At 55.6% G+C, this 15,993-nt stretch carries 15 protein-coding genes; all 15 read left to right on the top strand.

The features are described 5' to 3' along the window. Positions 1-17: 17 nt before the first annotated feature. The 15 genes from wcaA to wcaL all read left to right on the top strand — a co-directional run bounded on the left by wcaA (position 18) and on the right by wcaL (position 15,990). A complete protein-coding gene (gene wcaA, locus GV764_RS07685) occupies positions 18-863 on the top strand; it encodes a colanic acid biosynthesis glycosyltransferase WcaA (protein ID WP_161659638.1) in 846 nt (281 codons plus the stop codon). Between the two features lie 2 nt (positions 864-865). Further along, entirely contained in the window at positions 866-1,354 is a 489-nt protein-coding gene (gene wcaB, locus GV764_RS07690; RefSeq protein WP_161659665.1) for a colanic acid biosynthesis acetyltransferase WcaB, read from the top strand. Then, positions 1,351-2,568, top strand: a complete 1,218-nt coding sequence (wcaC, locus tag GV764_RS07695) for a colanic acid biosynthesis glycosyltransferase WcaC (RefSeq protein WP_161659639.1) — start codon at positions 1,351-1,353, stop codon at positions 2,566-2,568. The genes wcaB and wcaC overlap by 4 nt, the downstream gene beginning before the upstream one ends. Then, entirely contained in the window at positions 2,543-3,775 is a 1,233-nt protein-coding gene (wcaD, locus tag GV764_RS07700; RefSeq protein WP_161659640.1) for a colanic acid polymerase WcaD, read from the top strand. The genes wcaC and wcaD overlap by 26 nt, the downstream gene beginning before the upstream one ends. Further along, on the top strand, positions 3,775-4,527 hold the full coding sequence (gene wcaE / locus GV764_RS07705; protein ID WP_161659641.1) for a colanic acid biosynthesis glycosyltransferase WcaE: 753 nt from the start codon (positions 3,775-3,777) through the stop codon (positions 4,525-4,527). The genes wcaD and wcaE overlap by 1 nt, the downstream gene beginning before the upstream one ends. 108 nt (positions 4,528-4,635) lie before the next feature. Further along, entirely contained in the window at positions 4,636-5,193 is a 558-nt protein-coding gene (gene wcaF / locus GV764_RS07710) for a colanic acid biosynthesis acetyltransferase WcaF (protein ID WP_161659642.1), read from the top strand. Between the two features lie 35 nt (positions 5,194-5,228). After that, entirely contained in the window at positions 5,229-6,350 is a 1,122-nt protein-coding gene (gmd, locus tag GV764_RS07715) for a GDP-mannose 4,6-dehydratase (protein WP_161659643.1), read from the top strand. Between the two features lie 2 nt (positions 6,351-6,352). Then, a complete protein-coding gene (gene fcl / locus GV764_RS07720) occupies positions 6,353-7,318 on the top strand; it encodes a GDP-L-fucose synthase (protein ID WP_125292415.1) in 966 nt (321 codons plus the stop codon). A 2-nt stretch (positions 7,319-7,320) separates the two neighbouring features. Beyond that, positions 7,321-7,800 carry a GDP-mannose mannosyl hydrolase gene (locus GV764_RS07725; protein ID WP_161659644.1) on the top strand — a complete coding sequence of 160 codons (480 nt, stop codon included), beginning with the start codon at positions 7,321-7,323 and terminating at the stop codon, positions 7,798-7,800. Further along, positions 7,797-9,017, top strand: coding sequence for a colanic acid biosynthesis fucosyltransferase WcaI (gene wcaI, locus GV764_RS07730; RefSeq protein ID WP_161659645.1), 1,221 nt, complete (start codon positions 7,797-7,799; stop codon positions 9,015-9,017). The genes GV764_RS07725 and wcaI overlap by 4 nt, the downstream gene beginning before the upstream one ends. A gap of 3 nt (positions 9,018-9,020) precedes the next feature. After that, positions 9,021-10,466, top strand: coding sequence for a mannose-1-phosphate guanyltransferase (gene cpsB, locus GV764_RS07735; RefSeq protein ID WP_161659646.1), 1,446 nt, complete (start codon positions 9,021-9,023; stop codon positions 10,464-10,466). Between the two features lie 101 nt (positions 10,467-10,567). Next, positions 10,568-11,962 (top strand): undecaprenyl-phosphate glucose phosphotransferase, encoded by a 1,395-nt coding sequence (wcaJ, locus tag GV764_RS07740; RefSeq protein WP_161659647.1) that lies wholly within the window; start codon positions 10,568-10,570, stop codon positions 11,960-11,962. Between the two features lie 9 nt (positions 11,963-11,971). Continuing rightward, positions 11,972-13,450, top strand: a complete 1,479-nt coding sequence (locus tag GV764_RS07745; protein ID WP_161659648.1) for an MOP flippase family protein — start codon at positions 11,972-11,974, stop codon at positions 13,448-13,450. A 36-nt stretch (positions 13,451-13,486) separates the two neighbouring features. Continuing rightward, positions 13,487-14,767 (top strand): colanic acid biosynthesis pyruvyl transferase WcaK, encoded by a 1,281-nt coding sequence (gene wcaK / locus GV764_RS07750; RefSeq protein WP_161659649.1) that lies wholly within the window; start codon positions 13,487-13,489, stop codon positions 14,765-14,767. Next, on the top strand, positions 14,764-15,990 hold the full coding sequence (wcaL, locus tag GV764_RS07755) for a colanic acid biosynthesis glycosyltransferase WcaL (protein WP_161659650.1): 1,227 nt from the start codon (positions 14,764-14,766) through the stop codon (positions 15,988-15,990). The genes wcaK and wcaL overlap by 4 nt, the downstream gene beginning before the upstream one ends. The last annotated feature ends 3 nt before the right edge of the window (positions 15,991-15,993 follow it).

Consider the following 15,993-nt stretch of genomic DNA (forward strand, 5'->3'; position numbering starts at 1 on the left):
CGCCAGGGGAATGGAACATGGCACACGCGCAACGGCCTTTAATTTCAATCTATATGCCGACATGGAACCGCCAGCAGCTGGCGATCCGCGCCATCAAATCGGTATTGCGCCAGGATTACGACCATTGGGAAATGATTGTGGTGGACGACTGTTCCGCCTCCTGGCAGCAGCTCAGCGAGTTTGTCGCGCAGCTTAACGATCCGCGCGTGACCTATGTGCGCAATGAGATCAACAGCGGCGCCTGTGCGGTGCGCAATCAGGCGATCCAGCAGGCGCGCGGTGAATTTATTACCGGCATCGACGACGACGACGAGTGGACGCCGGAGCGCCTGTCGGTGTTTTTGCGCGAGGCTCATCGTCTAAACGATCACGCGTTTCTCTACGCCAACGACTATGTCTGCGAAGGCGAGGTGTATACCCAGCCGGCCAGCCTGCCGTTGTACCCGAAATCGCCATGGTCGCGAAAGCTGTTCTACAAGCGCAACATCATCGGCAACCAGGTATTCAGCTGGGCGTGGCGCTTTAAAGCGTCGCTGTTCGATACCTCGCTGGCGGCGGCTCAGGATTACGACATTTTTTTGCGCATGGTGCTGCGCTACGGCGAGCCATGGAAAGTCGAGGCCGCAACCCAAATTCTGCACATCAACCACGGTGAAATGCAGATCACCAAATCGGCAAAGCAGTTTTCCGGTTACTTCCAGTTTTACCGCAAGCACAAAGGGATTTTCGATCGGGCCAGCAAGAAGTATCAGCTGTTTACCCTGTACCAGATCCGCAATAAGCGAATGAACTGGCGCACCTGCCTGAGGCTGCTGTCGCTGCGCAATACCAAACGGCTGGCCTACAGCCTGCGGGGGAAATGATGCTGCTGGAAGACTGCCGCGCTAATAGCTGGAGCCTGCGTCCGTGCTGCATGGTTCTGGCCTATCGCATCGCGCATTTCTGCTCAGTGCGGCGCAAGAAAAACGTCATCAACAATCTTTGGGCCGCGCCGGTGCTGGTGCTGTACCGGATCGTCACCGAATGCCTGTTCGGCTATGAAATCCAGGCGGCGGCGACCATTGGCCGACGCTTCACCATTCATCACGGCTACGCGGTGGTGATTAATAAAAACGTGGTGGCGGGGGATGATTTCGTGATCCGCCACGGCGTCACCATCGGCAATCGCGGCGGCGACAGCCTGGCCTGCCCGGTGATTGGCAACGGCGTGGAACTGGGTGCGAACGCCATCCTGATTGGCGATATCACCATTGGTCATCACGCCACCATCGGCGCGGGCAGCGTGGTGATGGACAGCGTGCCGGATAACGCGCTGGTGACGGGCGAGAAGGCCCGCGTGAAGGTAATCAAATGAATATTATGCAATTTAACGTGCGCCTCGCTGAAGGCGGCGCGGCGGGCGTGGCGCTGGATCTGCATCAGCGCGCCTTACAGCAGGGGCTGGCCTCGCGCTTCATCTATGGCTACGGCAAGGGCGGCAGGAAAAGCGTGAGCCATCAGCAGTACGCTCAGGTGGAAAAGCACACCCCGCGCCTGACGTCGGTGGCTAATATCGCGCTGTTCCGGTTTGTTAACCGCGACCTGTTCGGCAACCTCAATGGGTTATACCGCAAGGTGACCCGTACCAGCGGACCGGTGGTGCTGCATTTCCACGTGCTGCACAGCTACTGGCTGAATCTGGAACAGGTGGTGGAATTCGCCGAGCGCGTCACCGCCCATAAGCCGGATGTCCGGCTGGTCTGGACGCTGCACGATCACTGGAGCGTGACCGGGCGCTGCGCCTTTCTCGACGGCTGCGACGGCTGGACGCGCGGCTGCGGTAAATGCCCGACGCTTACCAACTATCCGCCGGTGAAAATCGACCGCGCGCATCAGCAAATCGCGGCGAAGCGCTTTCTGTTCCGCAAGATGCTGGCGCTTGGCTGCCTGTTTATCTCCCCCAGCCAGCACGTTGCCCGGGCATTTAACCAGATCTACGGCGTGGGCCGCTGCCAGATTATTAATAACGGCATCGACGTCGCCACCGAGTCGATCCTCGCCGAGCTGCCGCCGCCGCCGCCGTCCAGCGGCGCGCCGAAAATCGCCGTAGTGGCTCACGACCTGCGCTACGACGGGAAAACCCGCCAGCAGCTGGTGCGCGATATCGTCGCGCTGGGGGATAAGGTGGAAGTCCACACCTTCGGTAAATTCTCGCCGTTTGAAGGCAGCAATGTGGTGAACCACGGTTTTCTCACCGATAAGCGGCAGCTGATGGGCGAGCTGAACCAGATGGATGCGCTGCTGTTTAGCTCACGGGTGGATAACTACCCGTTGATCCTGTGCGAAGCCTTGTCCATCGGCGTGCCGGTGATTGCCACCCACAGCGATGCGGCGCGGGAAGTGCTGGAAAAATCCGGCGGGCGGACGGTGGATGAGCAGGACGCGATCGCGCTGGCGCAGCAAAACCGCGCGCAGATCGCAGGATCCATTTTTGGTCTGTCTCTCGAGGCGTTTAAAACCGCCAGTCGCGAGGCCTACAGCGGCAAACAGATGCTGGAGGAGTATGTCTCGTTCTATCAGAGTCTGTAGCTATCTGTTGCTGCCGCTGATTTATCTGCTGGTTAACGTCAAGCTGCTGCAACTGGGCGAGAGCTTTCCCGTGACGGTGGTGACGTTTTTGCCGGTCTTGCTGTTGCTGTACGTCGAGCGCATCAACCTGAAGAAACTGATGATCGCGCTGGGGCTGGGGGCTGGGCTGACGCTATTCAACTATCTGTTTGGTCAGTCGCTGGACGCCTCGAAATACGTCACCTCGACCATGCTGTTTGTCTATATCGTGATTATTATCGGTATGACCTGGAGCATTCGCTTTAAGACCCTGTCGCCGCGCAATTACCGCAAGGTGCTGCGGCTGTTTTATCTGGTGACGGGTATTATTGTCGCCATCGCCTGTGTGGAAATGGCGCAGATTATTTTGAGCGGCGGCAGCTCGTTAATGGAGGCCATCTCAAAATATCTGATCTACAGCAACAGCTATGTCATGAACTTTATTAAGTTTGGCGGCAGGCGAACCACGGCGCTCTATTTTGAACCGGCATTTTTCGCGCTGGCGTTAATCTCAATCTGGCTGTGCATTAAACAGTTTGGCCTCAAAACGCCGAAAGCCGACGCGATGATCCTGTCAGGTATCATTCTTTCAGGGTCGTTCTCCGGGGTAATGACCTTTATCCTGTTTTATCTGCTGGAGTGGGCGTTTCACTATCTCAACAAAAATGCGCTGCGTAAAAAACTGCCGCTGGCGATTATTTCCCTGGCGGTGTTTATGGTGGGCCTGATTTTTGCGTTTCCCTATATTGCCACCCGTATTGGCGATTTAGGGACAGAAGGCTCGTCATCCTATTATCGCATTATCGGCCCACTGGTGATGGTCGGTTATTCTTTAACCCATATTGATGGCGTGGTGCGTTTCGGTTCGCTTTACGAATATGTGGCGTCATTCGGAATATTTAACGGTGCGGACGTCGGTAAAACCATAGACAATGGTCTGTATCTGTTGATTATTTATTTTTCATGGCTGGCGGTTATTTTAACCGGCTGGTATTTGTGGAAAGTCGGCAAAATGATAGCGCGTGCCTTTGGCGATAATCCTAATTTCCGGGTGCAGCTATGGTTATTTACGCCGATTTCCCTGTTCTTTACCGGTTCGATATTTAGCCCCGAATATGCCTTTTTAATTGTCTGCCCGTTTATTCTACGCAAGGCCATCGGGCAGCCTCACGTGCAGGAGAGAGAATAATGCGATTAAGCGTCATTACGGTGGCCTGGAAAAATCTTGCCGGGGTGGAAAAAACATGGCGATCGCTGGCGCATCTGGCAGTCGACCCCACTATCGATTTTGAATGGATTGTGGTGGATGGCGGCTCCGCAGACGGCACGGAGGAATTCCTGAAAAGCCGCAACGGGCAGTACGCGTTACGTTACGTCAGCGAAAAAGATCGCGGCATTTATGACGCCATGAACAAAGGCATTCAGCTTGCTCACGGCGATTACGCCCTGTTTTTAAACTCCGGGGATGTGTTTCACCCTGACGTGGCGCAATTTGTGCGCCAGCTGGCGACGCTCCCGATGCAGCGGCCGTCGATGATCATTGGCGATGCGCTGCTGGATTTCGGCAACGGTCGTAAAACCCGGCGTAGCGCTAAACAGGGCTGGTATATTTACCACAGCTTACCGGCCAGCCATCAGGCGATATTTTTCCCGATGCAGGGATTAAAATCTCACCCTTACGATCTGCAATATAAAGTCTCGTCTGATTATGCGCTGGCGGCAAAACTGTATAAAGCCGGCTATCCCTTTAAACGCCTTGAGGGATTGGTGTCGGAATTTTCAATGGGCGGCGTCTCCACCGCCAATAATCTGGAATTATGCCGGGATGCGAAAAACGTTCAGCGCACTATTTTAGGTGTGCCCGGTTTTTGGGCTGAGCTTTCTTATTGGTTACGGGTACGTACTACCGGTAAAACCAAAGCGCTTTACCAAAAAAATTAATTTTAATTAACGAAGGGAAATTAATTTTACGCTCTTTTCAGGGCGGGGAGATCTGCATCCTGAATTTCTAATCCCTCGCAATAGTGAATTAAAAGATAAGGAAAACCGATGCAAGAATTAAGAGAATTCTCGGTTCCAAAAAATTTCCGTGGCGGGCATCCTGTTAAAGTTCAGTTATGGTGGGCGGTTCAGAAAACCTTATTTTCCTGGTCGCCGCAAATCGCCTATCGCTGGCGCGCTTTTTTATTACGACTGTTTGGTGCGCGAATTGGTAAGGGCGTGGTGATTCGTCCTTCGGTAAAAATTACTTACCCCTGGAAATTAACGCTGGGCGATTATGCCTGGGTTGGCGATGACGCGGTGTTATATACCCTCGGCGATATTACCATCGGCGCGAATGCGGTTATTTCCCAGAAAAGTTATTTATGTACCGGCAGCCATGATTATTTGAGCGCCCATTTTGATATTTATGCCAAACCGATTGTGATTGGCGACAAATGCTGGCTGGCGACCGATGTGTTTGTCGCGCCCGGCGTTTCGATTGGCGAGGGCACCGTAATCGGCGCGCGGAGCAGCGTATTTAAATCGTTACCCGGCAATGTGATTTGTCGCGGTAATCCAGCGGAAATTATTCGCGAGCGTGTAAACAGCAGTCTGGCGAGTTAACACCAGGCCCGATTTAAACAGAGGAAAAGTAAATCATGAGTAAAGTGGCTCTCATTACGGGGGTAACCGGACAAGATGGATCCTATCTGGCCGAACTGTTGCTGGAGAAAGGTTACGAAGTTCACGGCATCAAGCGCCGCGCCTCTTCTTTTAATACCGAACGGGTGGACCATATTTATCAGGATCCGCATGCCAGCAACCCCAAATTCCACCTGCACTACGGTGATTTGACGGATACCACCAACCTGACGCGTATTCTCCAGGAAGTGCAGCCGGATGAAGTTTATAACCTCGGGGCGATGAGCCACGTGGCGGTCTCCTTTGAATCGCCGGAATACACCGCCGATGTGGATGCCATGGGCACGCTGCGCCTGTTAGAAGCGATCCGTTTTTTGGGGCTGGAAAAGAAAACGCGCTTCTACCAGGCATCGACCTCTGAACTGTATGGTCTGGTGCAGGAGATCCCGCAGAAAGAGACCACGCCGTTCTATCCGCGCTCGCCGTATGCGGTCGCCAAACTTTACGCCTACTGGATCACCGTGAACTACCGTGAATCCTACGGCATGTACGCCTGCAACGGCATTTTGTTTAACCACGAATCCCCGCGCCGCGGCGAAACCTTCGTGACCCGCAAAATCACCCGCGCCATTGCCAATATCGCCCAGGGCCTCGAATCCTGCCTGTACCTCGGCAACATGGACTCCCTGCGCGACTGGGGCCACGCCAAAGACTACGTGAAAATGCAGTGGATGATGTTGCAACAGGCGCAGCCGGAAGACTTCGTGATCGCCACCGGCGTGCAGTATTCCGTGCGTGAATTCGTGGAAATGGCCGCCGCGCAGCTCGGCATCACACTGCGTTTTGAAGGCAAGGGCGTGGAAGAGAAGGGCATTGTGGTCTCGGTGAATGGGGATGACGCGCCGGGCGTGAAGCCGGGCGATGTGATTATCGCCGTCGATCCGCGTTATTTCCGTCCGGCGGAAGTGGAAACCCTGCTGGGCGACCCGACCAAAGCCCACGAGAAACTGGGCTGGAAGCCGGAAATTACGCTTCAGGAAATGGTGGCCGATATGATTGAAACCGATCTCGAGGCGGCCAAAAAGCATGCATTGCTTAAATCTCATGGTTATGAAGTCGCCCTCGCGCTGGAGTCCTGATAATGAAAAAACAACGAGTTTATGTTGCAGGCCATCGTGGCATGGTGGGTTCAGCAATTGTTCGCCAGCTGGGGCAGCGTGACGATATCGAACTGGTTTTACGTACCCGCGATGAGTTGAACTTACTGGATACCCAGGCAGTGAACGCGTTTTTTGCCAGCGAAGCGATTGATCAGGTTTATCTGGCGGCCGCTAAAGTGGGCGGAATCGTGGCTAACAATAGTTATCCTACTGATTTTATTTACGAAAATATGATGATGGAAAGCAATGTGATCCACGCTGCGCACACGCATAACGTGGCGAAATTGCTTTTCCTGGGATCCTCCTGCATTTATCCCAAATTGGCTAACCAGCCCATTAAAGAAAGCGAGTTATTGCAAGGGACGCTGGAACCGACAAACGAACCTTATGCTATCGCTAAAATTGCCGGCATCAAGCTCTGCGAATCTTATAACCGGCAATATGGCCGCGATTACCGCTCGGTGATGCCCACCAACCTTTATGGTCCGAACGATAATTTTCATCCCAACAACTCTCATGTGATCCCGGCATTGTTGCGCCGTTTCCACGAGGCGACCATCAGTAATGCGCCGGATGTGGTGGTGTGGGGCAGCGGTACGCCGATGCGTGAATTCTTACATGTGGATGATATGGCCGCAGCCAGTATTCATGTGATGGAACTGGACAAAGAGGTATGGGAAGAAAACACCGAACCGATGCTGTCGCACATTAACGTCGGTACTGGTGTGGACTGCACCATTCGTGAACTGGCGCAAACGGTCGCTCAGGTAACCGGGTATCGGGGCCGTGTCGTGTTTGATGCGACCAAACCTGATGGCACGCCGCGCAAACTACTTGATGTCTCCCGGCTCCACAATCTCGGCTGGTTTCATGAGGTATCACTGGAGCAAGGGCTTGCCAGTACCTACCAGTGGTTTCAGGAAAATCAACAGCAGTTCCGGGGGTAATCATGTTTCTCGATCATGAACAGTTTTCCACCGTGGTGCGTTTAACGCCGCTGATTTCGTTGGATCTGATCGTAGAAAACGAGCATGGCGATTTTCTGGTGGGCAAACGCACTAACCGCCCCGCCCAGGGCTACTGGTTTGTGCCTGGCGGGCGGGTGCTAAAAGACGAATCGCTGGAGCAGGCATTCAGTCGCCTAACCCAGGCAGAATTAGGCCAGGGGTTTTGTCTGAGTGACGCGCGATTCTTTGGTGTCTGGCAACACTTCTATGATGACAATTTTTCCGGCGGCGATTTTTCCACCCATTACGTGGTGTTGGGTTTTCGCCTGCGGGTTCGTAAAGACGAGCTCAGTTTGCCGGTGCAGCAGCATGACGCCTATTGCTGGAGAAAATCCGCCGCGCTGGCGGAGGATGAACAGGTGCATTACAACACCCGAGCCTACTTCAACGAGGCGCTCCAGGACGGAGTGCTGGGGTTATGAAAATTCTGGTGTACGGCATCAATTACTCCCCCGAATTAACCGGCATCGGTAAATACACCGGCGAGATGGTGGAGTGGATGACGCGTCAGGGGCATGACGTGCGCGTCATTACCGCGCCGCCGTACTACCCAGCCTGGCAGGTAGGCGAAAACTACTCGGCCTGGCGCTGGCGCAAAGAAACCGGCGCGGCCACGGTGTGGCGCTGCCCGCTGTATGTGCCGAAACAGCCTTCGACGGTGAAGCGTCTGCTGCACCTCGGCAGTTTTGCGCTCAGCTCGCTGTTCCCGCTGCTGTCCCAGCGCCGCTGGAAGCCGGACCGCATCATCGGCGTGGTGCCGACGCTGTTTTGCACGCCGGGTATGCGTCTGCTGGCAAAACTCTCTGGCGCGAAAACCCTGCTGCATATTCAGGACTATGAAGTGGACGCCATGCTGGGGCTCGGCATGGCGGGCGGCAAACGCGGCGCGGTGGCGAAGCTGGCGGCCGCGTTTGAACGCAGCGGCCTGCTGGGCGTGGATAACGTCTCGACCATCTCTCATTCCATGATCAACAAAGCCACTGAGAAAGGCGTGCCGCCCGAACGCACCATTTTTTTCCCTAACTGGTCCGAAGTGGCGCGCTTTCGCGATGTGCCTGCCACTGACGTGGCGGCGCTGCGTCAACGGCTGGCGCTCCCGGCGGAGAAAAAGATTGTGCTTTATTCCGGCAATATCGGTGAAAAGCAGGGGCTGGAGAACCTGATTGCGGTGGCGGATCGCGCCCGCTCGCAGCCGTGGCTGTTTTTGATCGTCGGGCAGGGCGGCGGTAAAGCGCGGCTGGAAGCGCTGGTCGCCCAGCGCGGGCTGACTAACGTGCAGTTTATGCCATTGCAGCCGTATGAGGATTTGCCGGCGCTGCTGGCGCTGGCCGACTGCCATCTGGTGATCCAGCGGCGCGGCGCGGCGGACGCGGTATTGCCTTCAAAGCTAACCAACATTCTGGCGGTGGGCGGTAACGCGGTGATCACCGCCGAACCGCACACGGAACTCGGTCAACTTTGCCTGACCACGCCGGGGATTGCCGTGTGCGTGGAGCCGGAATCGGTGGATGCGCTGGAGCAGGGCATTCTGAGCGCTTTAAAAATGCCGGAAAACAACACGCTGGCACGTGAATATGCCGAACGCACGCTCGAAAAGGAGAACGTGCTAAGCCAATTTATTGAACATATACGGGGTTAAGCCATGAATCAGTCCACTCTTTATCCGGTTATTATGGCGGGAGGCTCAGGTAGCCGCTTATGGCCGCTGTCCCGCGTTCTTTATCCCAAGCAATTTCTTTGCCTGAAAGGCGAACTTACGATGCTTCAGGCGACGGTTTCCCGACTGGATCGCGTGGCGTGTAAAAACCCGGTGGTGATTTGCAATGAACAACATCGATTCATTGTGGCGGAGCAGTTACGCGATCTGGGGAAACTGGCTGAAAACATCATCCTGGAACCCGTTGGCCGCAATACTGCGCCTGCTGTGGCATTAGCGGCTCTTGCGGCGCTGCGCGCCAGCCCAAATGAAGATCCCCTGATGTTGGTGTTAGCCGCCGATCATATCATTCAGGAAGAACAGGCATTTCATGATGCGGTTCAGGCGGCAATCCCCCTGGCGGTGGGCGGTAAACTGGTGACCTTCGGTATTGTGCCTGACGCCCCGGAAACCGGTTATGGCTATATCCGTCGCGGCAGCGTTTGCCAGGCAGAAATCAAAGTTGATGCAGTGGCTTTTGACGTGGCGGAATTCGTCGAAAAACCCGATTTGTCCACTGCGCAAGCGTATCTTTCAGGCGGGGATTATTACTGGAACAGCGGCATGTTTCTGTTCCGTGCCGGCCGCTATCTTGAAGAGTTGGAAAAATATCGTCCTGACATTATGGCGGTTTGCCAGCAGGCGATGGAAACCGTTGATCCCGACCTTGATTTTGTGCGCATTAATGAAGAGGCCTTTCTTTCCTGCCCCGACGAATCCATTGATTACGCGGTAATGGAACATACTGATGACGCAGTAGTCGTGCCGATGAATGCCGGATGGAGCGACGTAGGATCGTGGTCCTCACTGTGGGAAATCAGCTCCCGTACCCCGGAAGGTAATGTGCATCACGGTGATGTGATCAGCCATCGAACCGAGAATAGCTATGTCTACGCTGAATCCGGGCTGGTTACCACTGTAGGGGTTAAAGATCTGGTCGTGGTGCAAACCAAAGATGCGGTGCTGATCGCCGACCGCAACCAGGTTCAGGATGTGAAAAAAGTGGTGGAACAACTCAAAGCCGATGGTCGCCACGAACATCACATCCACCGCGAAGTTTTTCGTCCGTGGGGAAAATATGACTCTATCGACGAAGGCGAGCGCTATCAGGTGAAACGCATTCGGGTAAAACCGGGCGAGGGTTTCTCTCTCAGAATGCACCATCATCGTGCCGAGCACTGGATTGTCGTAGCGGGGACAGCCCAGGTCACCATGAACGGTGAAGTCCGTTTGCTCGGTGAAAACGAATCCATTTACATCCCCTTTGGTACGCCACACCGTCTGGAAAATCCGGGAAAGATCCCCCTTGATCTCATTGAAGTGCGTTCCGGCGCCTATCTGGAAGAGGACGATATCGTGCGTTTTGAGGATCGCGACGGGAGAGGCGTTTAAGCAAAGCGAGTCTGCTCGCGCATGTCCGTAAGCGTGATTTACGGATATGCGCCCCCGCTTATCCCCATTCCAGCGCGTAAGCGCGACTAACAGGACCAACGATGACAACGCTAAAAAAGCGCGAGCGAGCCAAAACAAATGCATCGTTAATCTCAATGGTGCAGCGGTTTTCTGATATCGCCATTATGTTTGGTGGATTATGGATAATCTGCAAAATCAACGGCTTGCCATTTTTATACCTGTACTTATTGATTGCGCTGTTGACGCTGGTGGTGTTCCAGATGATCGGCGGGATCACGGACTTCTATCGCTCCTGGCGTGGCGTGAAAATCACCACCGAGCTGACGCTGCTGCTGCAAAACTGGACGCTAAGCCTGGTATTCAGCGCCGGGCTGCTGGCCTTTAACGATGATTTTAGTACCCGGTTTGCTGTGTGGTTCGCCTGGTATTTACTGTCGACCGTTGGGCTGGTGGTTTGCCGTTCCTGCATCCGCTTCGGCGCAGGCTGGCTGCGCAATCGCGGCTATAACACCCGTCGGGTCGCGATCGCCGGGACGCTGCCGGTCGGTATGGAGCTGGTGCAAAGCTTCCGGAACGAGCCGTGGCTTGGTTTTGACGTGGCCGGTGTGTACCACGACCCGCAGCCGGGCGGCGTATCGCAATACTGGGCCGGCAATCTGGAACAGTTAGTGGACGATGCCAAAGGCGGCAAAATCCACAATATCTATATCGCCATGGCGATGAGCGACGAGGTCCGCATCAGGCAGCTGGTGCGCCAGCTTTCCGACACCACCTGCTCGGTGATGCTGATCCCCGACGTGTTCACCTTCAATATCCTTCATTCGCGCACCGATGAGGTCAACGGCGTGCCGGTGGTGCCGCTGTTCGATACCCCGCTTAACGGCATTAACCGCCTGCTGAAGCGGGCGGAAGATATCGTGCTCGCCTCGCTGATCCTGCTGCTGATCTCGCCGGTGCTGTGCTGTATCGCCCTGGCGGTGAAAATGACCTCCAAAGGCCCGGTGATTTTCCGCCAGACCCGCTACGGCATGGACGGTAAGCCGATTATGGTGTGGAAATTCCGCTCGATGAAGGTGATGGAGAACGCCGCCGTGGTCACCCAGGCCACGCAAAACGATCCCCGTGTCACCCCGGTGGGTAACTTTCTGCGCCGCACGTCGCTGGACGAGCTTCCGCAGTTCATCAATGTGCTGACCGGCAGTATGTCCATCGTCGGGCCGCGCCCGCACGCCGTGGCGCATAACGAGCAGTATCGCGAGCTGATTGAAGGCTACATGCTGCGCCACAAAGTGAAGCCGGGCATCACCGGCTGGGCGCAAATCAACGGCTGGCGCGGAGAAACCGACACGCTGGAAAAAATGGAAAAGCGCATTGAGTTCGACCTGGAATACATCCGCGAATGGAGCCTGTGGTTCGATATCCGCATTGTTTTTCTCACAGTTTTTAAAGGCTTCGTGAATAAAGCCGCGTACTAAGGAAAGTCCATGAGCCTGAGAGAAAAAACCATTAGCGGGGCCAAGTGGTCCGCGATGTCCACCGTGGCGATTATCGCCCTCGGCCTGATCCAGATGACGTTGCTGGCGCGGATGATGAATGAGCATCAGTTTGGTTTGCTGACCATTTCGCTGGTGATTATCGCGCTGGCGGACACGCTGTCGGATTTTGGCATCGCCAATTCCATTATTCAGCGTAAAAACATGACCCGGCTGGAGCTGTCGACGCTCTACTGGCTGAATGTCGGCCTCGGATGGGCGGTGTGCGCGGGCATGTTCCTGCTCAGCGACACCCTGGCGGCGGTGCTGCGCAATCCCGATTTAGCCCCGCTGATTAAAACGCTGTCGCTGGCGTTTATCGTCATTCCCCACGGCCTGCAGTACCGCGCGCTGATGCAAAAAGAGCTGGAGTTCAACAAAATCGGCCTGATCGAAACCTGTTCGGTGCTGGCGGGCTTTAGCGTGACCACCCTCGGCGCCGGGTTCTGGCCTGACGCCATGATGGCGATTATCGGTTATCTGGTGAACACGCTGGTCCGCACCACGCTGTTTGGTTTTGTTGGCCGCAACATTTACCGCCCCGGCTTCCAGTTCTCTCTGCGCGCCGTGGCGCCCAATCTGAAATTCGGCGCGTGGCTTACCGCCGATAGCCTGATTAATTATCTCAACACGAATCTGTCGACCCTGGTGCTGGCGCGTATTTTAGGCGCGGCGGCGGCAGGGGGCTTTAACCTGGCCTGGAATCTGGCGGTGGTACCGCCGGCGAAGCTGAACCCGATCATTACCCGGGTGCTGTTTCCTGCCTTCGCCAAAATGCAGGAAGACACCGTCCGGCTACGGGTCAATTTTTATAAGCTGATCTCGTTGGTGGGGATGATCAATTTCCCGGCCTTGCTGGGGCTGTTGGTGGTGTCTGAACGGGTGGTGCCGCTGCTGTTTGGCGAAAAATGGATCGATATCGTGCCGGTGCTGCAACTGCTGTGCGTGGTGGGCCTCCTGCGCGCCGTGGGCAACCCGGTCGGCTCGTTGCTGATGGCGACATCGCGCGTAGAGTTAAGCTTTAAGTTCAACGTGTTCAAAACCTTGCTGTTTATTCCGGCGATTATTGTCGGCGGCAAGATGAACGGCGTGATCGGCGTGACGCTGGGTTTTTTGATTATCCAGAGCGTCAACGTGTTCCTGACCTATTTTGTGCTGCTCAAACCCGTACTGGGCCCGAGCTACCGGGAGTATCTACACAGCCTGTGGCTGCCGTTGCGCCTGGTTATTCCCACCGTTGCGGCAAGCTACTTCACCGGTATCCTGCTCGCGCCTCACTGGCAGCCCGCGATGGTGCTCGCCGCGCAAATCACGGCGGGCATTGTGGCCTGGGCGTTGACCCTCGCGCTCTCCCGCCATCCGCTGGTTGTTGAAGTAAAACGCCCTTTTTGTCGCAACAAAACACTCAAAGTGCTGCTGCGTGCAGGCTGACGTCTGGCCTGCATACAACCCCATTAAGAGGTCTTTATGAAATTATTAATTCTTGGCAATCATACTTGTGGCAACCGTGGCGACAGCGCAATCCTGCGCGGCCTCGTGGATGCCATTACCCGGCTGGCGCCGGACGCGGATGTTGACGTCATGAGCCGCTACCCGGTGAGCTCCGCCTGGCTGCTGGATCGCCCGGTGCTGAGCGATCCGCTGCATCAGCAGATGAAACGCCATAACAGAGCGACCGGATTGATGGGGAAAGTGAAAAAGGTGCTGCGTCGACGTTATCAGCACCAGGTCTTACTGTCTAAAGCCTCCGGGGATGGGCAACTGCGCAATATCGCCATTCCGCAGGGGTTTTTGAATTTTGTGAAGCAGTTGGCGCAGTACGACGCGATTATCCAGGTTGGCGGATCGTTCTTTGTTGATTTGTACGGCACGCCGCAGTTTGAACACGCGCTGTGTACCTTTATGGCCAATAAGCCGCTGTTTATCGTCGGCCACAGCGTCGGGCCTTTTCACGATCCGCAGTTCAATCAGCTCGCCAATTATGTGTTTGGGCAGTGCGACGCCCTGATCCTGCGTGAAAAAGTGTCGCTGGATCTGATGACCCAAAGCCAGATCGACAGCCAAAAGGTCGAGCAGGGCGTGGATACCGCCTGGCTGGTCGCGCCCCATGATGAGGATTTTGTCGCCAGCTATGCGGTTAAGCACTGGCTTGGCGTGGCGGCGCAGCGCAAAACCGTCGCCATTACCCTGCGCGACTTAGCGCCCTTTGATAAGCGGCTTGGCACTACGCAACAGGCTTATGAACAGGCGTTTGCCGGGGTGGCGAACCGGTTGATTGACGCCGGGTATCAGGTGCTGGCGTTGTCAACCTGCACCGGTATCGATAGCTACAACAAAGACGACCGGATGGTGGCGCTGAAATTGCGCGCGCTGATCAAAGACGCATCGCGCTATCACGTGGTGATGGATGAACTGAACGACCTTGAAATGGGCAAACTGCTCGCGGCCTGCGAACTGACCGTCGGCACCCGCCTGCACTCGGCGATTATCTCAATGAATTTCGGCACGCCGGCCATCGCCGTCAATTACGAGCACAAATCGGCTGGCATTATGCAGCAGCTGGGCATGCCGGAAATGGCGGTGGATATCCGCCAACTGCTGGATGGCTCGCTGGAAGGTCTGGTGGCCGATGTCTTAGGCCAGTTACCGACCATCAATGAACGGCTTAACAACGCGGTGGCGGCGGAGCGCGCCAGAGGGATCGGTATGGTGCAGTCGGTGCTGGCGCGTATTGAGGAGACAGCATGAAGGTCGGCTTCTTTTTACTGAAATTCCCGGTGGCGTCGGAAACCTTTGTTCTTAACCAGATCGTCGGTTTTATCAGGATGGGCTATGAGGTGGAGATCGTCGCTATCCATAAAGGGGATTTGCAACACACCCATGCGGCGTTTGAACAGTATCAACTGGCTAACAAAACCACCTGGCTGCTGGATGAGCCGGAAGGCAGGATCAATAAGCTGAAGTATCGCGCATTCCGGACGGCCAAAGGATTGCATCGCCCCTCGGTATGGCGGGCCATGAATATGGCGCGTTATGGCGATGAGGCCCGCAATCTGATCCTGTCGGCAATGTGCGCCGGCGCGCGACGCCATCAGGCGGATGTGTTTATCGCCCATTTTGGACCGGCAGGCGTCACCGCCGCTAAGCTCCGCGAACTGGGGTTGCTGGCGGGAAAAATCGCCACCGTTTTCCACGGGATCGACGTGTCGCATCGCCAGGTGCTGGAGCACTATACCCGGGAGTATCAACAATTATTTAAACGCGGCGACCTGATGCTGCCCATTAGCGAACTCTGGGCGCAAAGGCTGGCGGCGATGGGTTGCCCGCAGGAAAAGCTGGCCGTGTCGCGTATGGGCGTGGATATGGATAACTTCACGCTGCGCCCGGCTAAAACGCTGGGCTCGCCGCTACAGATCGTTTCCGTCGCGCGGTTAACGGAAAAGAAAGGGCTGCATGTGGCGATTGAAGCCTGCCGTCAGCTTAAAGCGCGCGGCGTACCGTTTCGCTATCACATCCTGGGGATGGGCCCCTGGGAGCGCAGACTGCGAACCCTGATCGGGCAGTATCAGCTTGAAAACGAGATTGTGATGCCGGGATTTAAACCCAGCCATGAGGTCAGGGCGATGCTGAATGACGCCGATCTGTTTTTACTGCCCTCTGTAACCGGCGCAGACGGCGATATGGAAGGGATCCCGGTGGCATTGATGGAGGCGATGGCGGTAGGAATACCCGTTATCTCGACCCTGCACAGCGGCATTCCGGAACTGATAGAGAGCGAACAATCCGGCTGGCTGGTGCCGGAAAACGACGCCATGGCGTTGGCAGACCGGCTTGAGCAGGTCGCCAGTCTGAACGAAGCGCAACTCGAACCGCTGCGCCAGCGCGCGCGGGCAAAGGTAGAAACCGTATTTAATCAGCAAATTATTCAACACCAGCTGGTGAATTTGTTGCAGACCCTATCATTACGTTGAGGA

The organism is Atlantibacter hermannii (assembly GCF_009907385.1).
Classification (GTDB): domain Bacteria; phylum Pseudomonadota; class Gammaproteobacteria; order Enterobacterales; family Enterobacteriaceae; genus Atlantibacter; species Atlantibacter hermannii_A.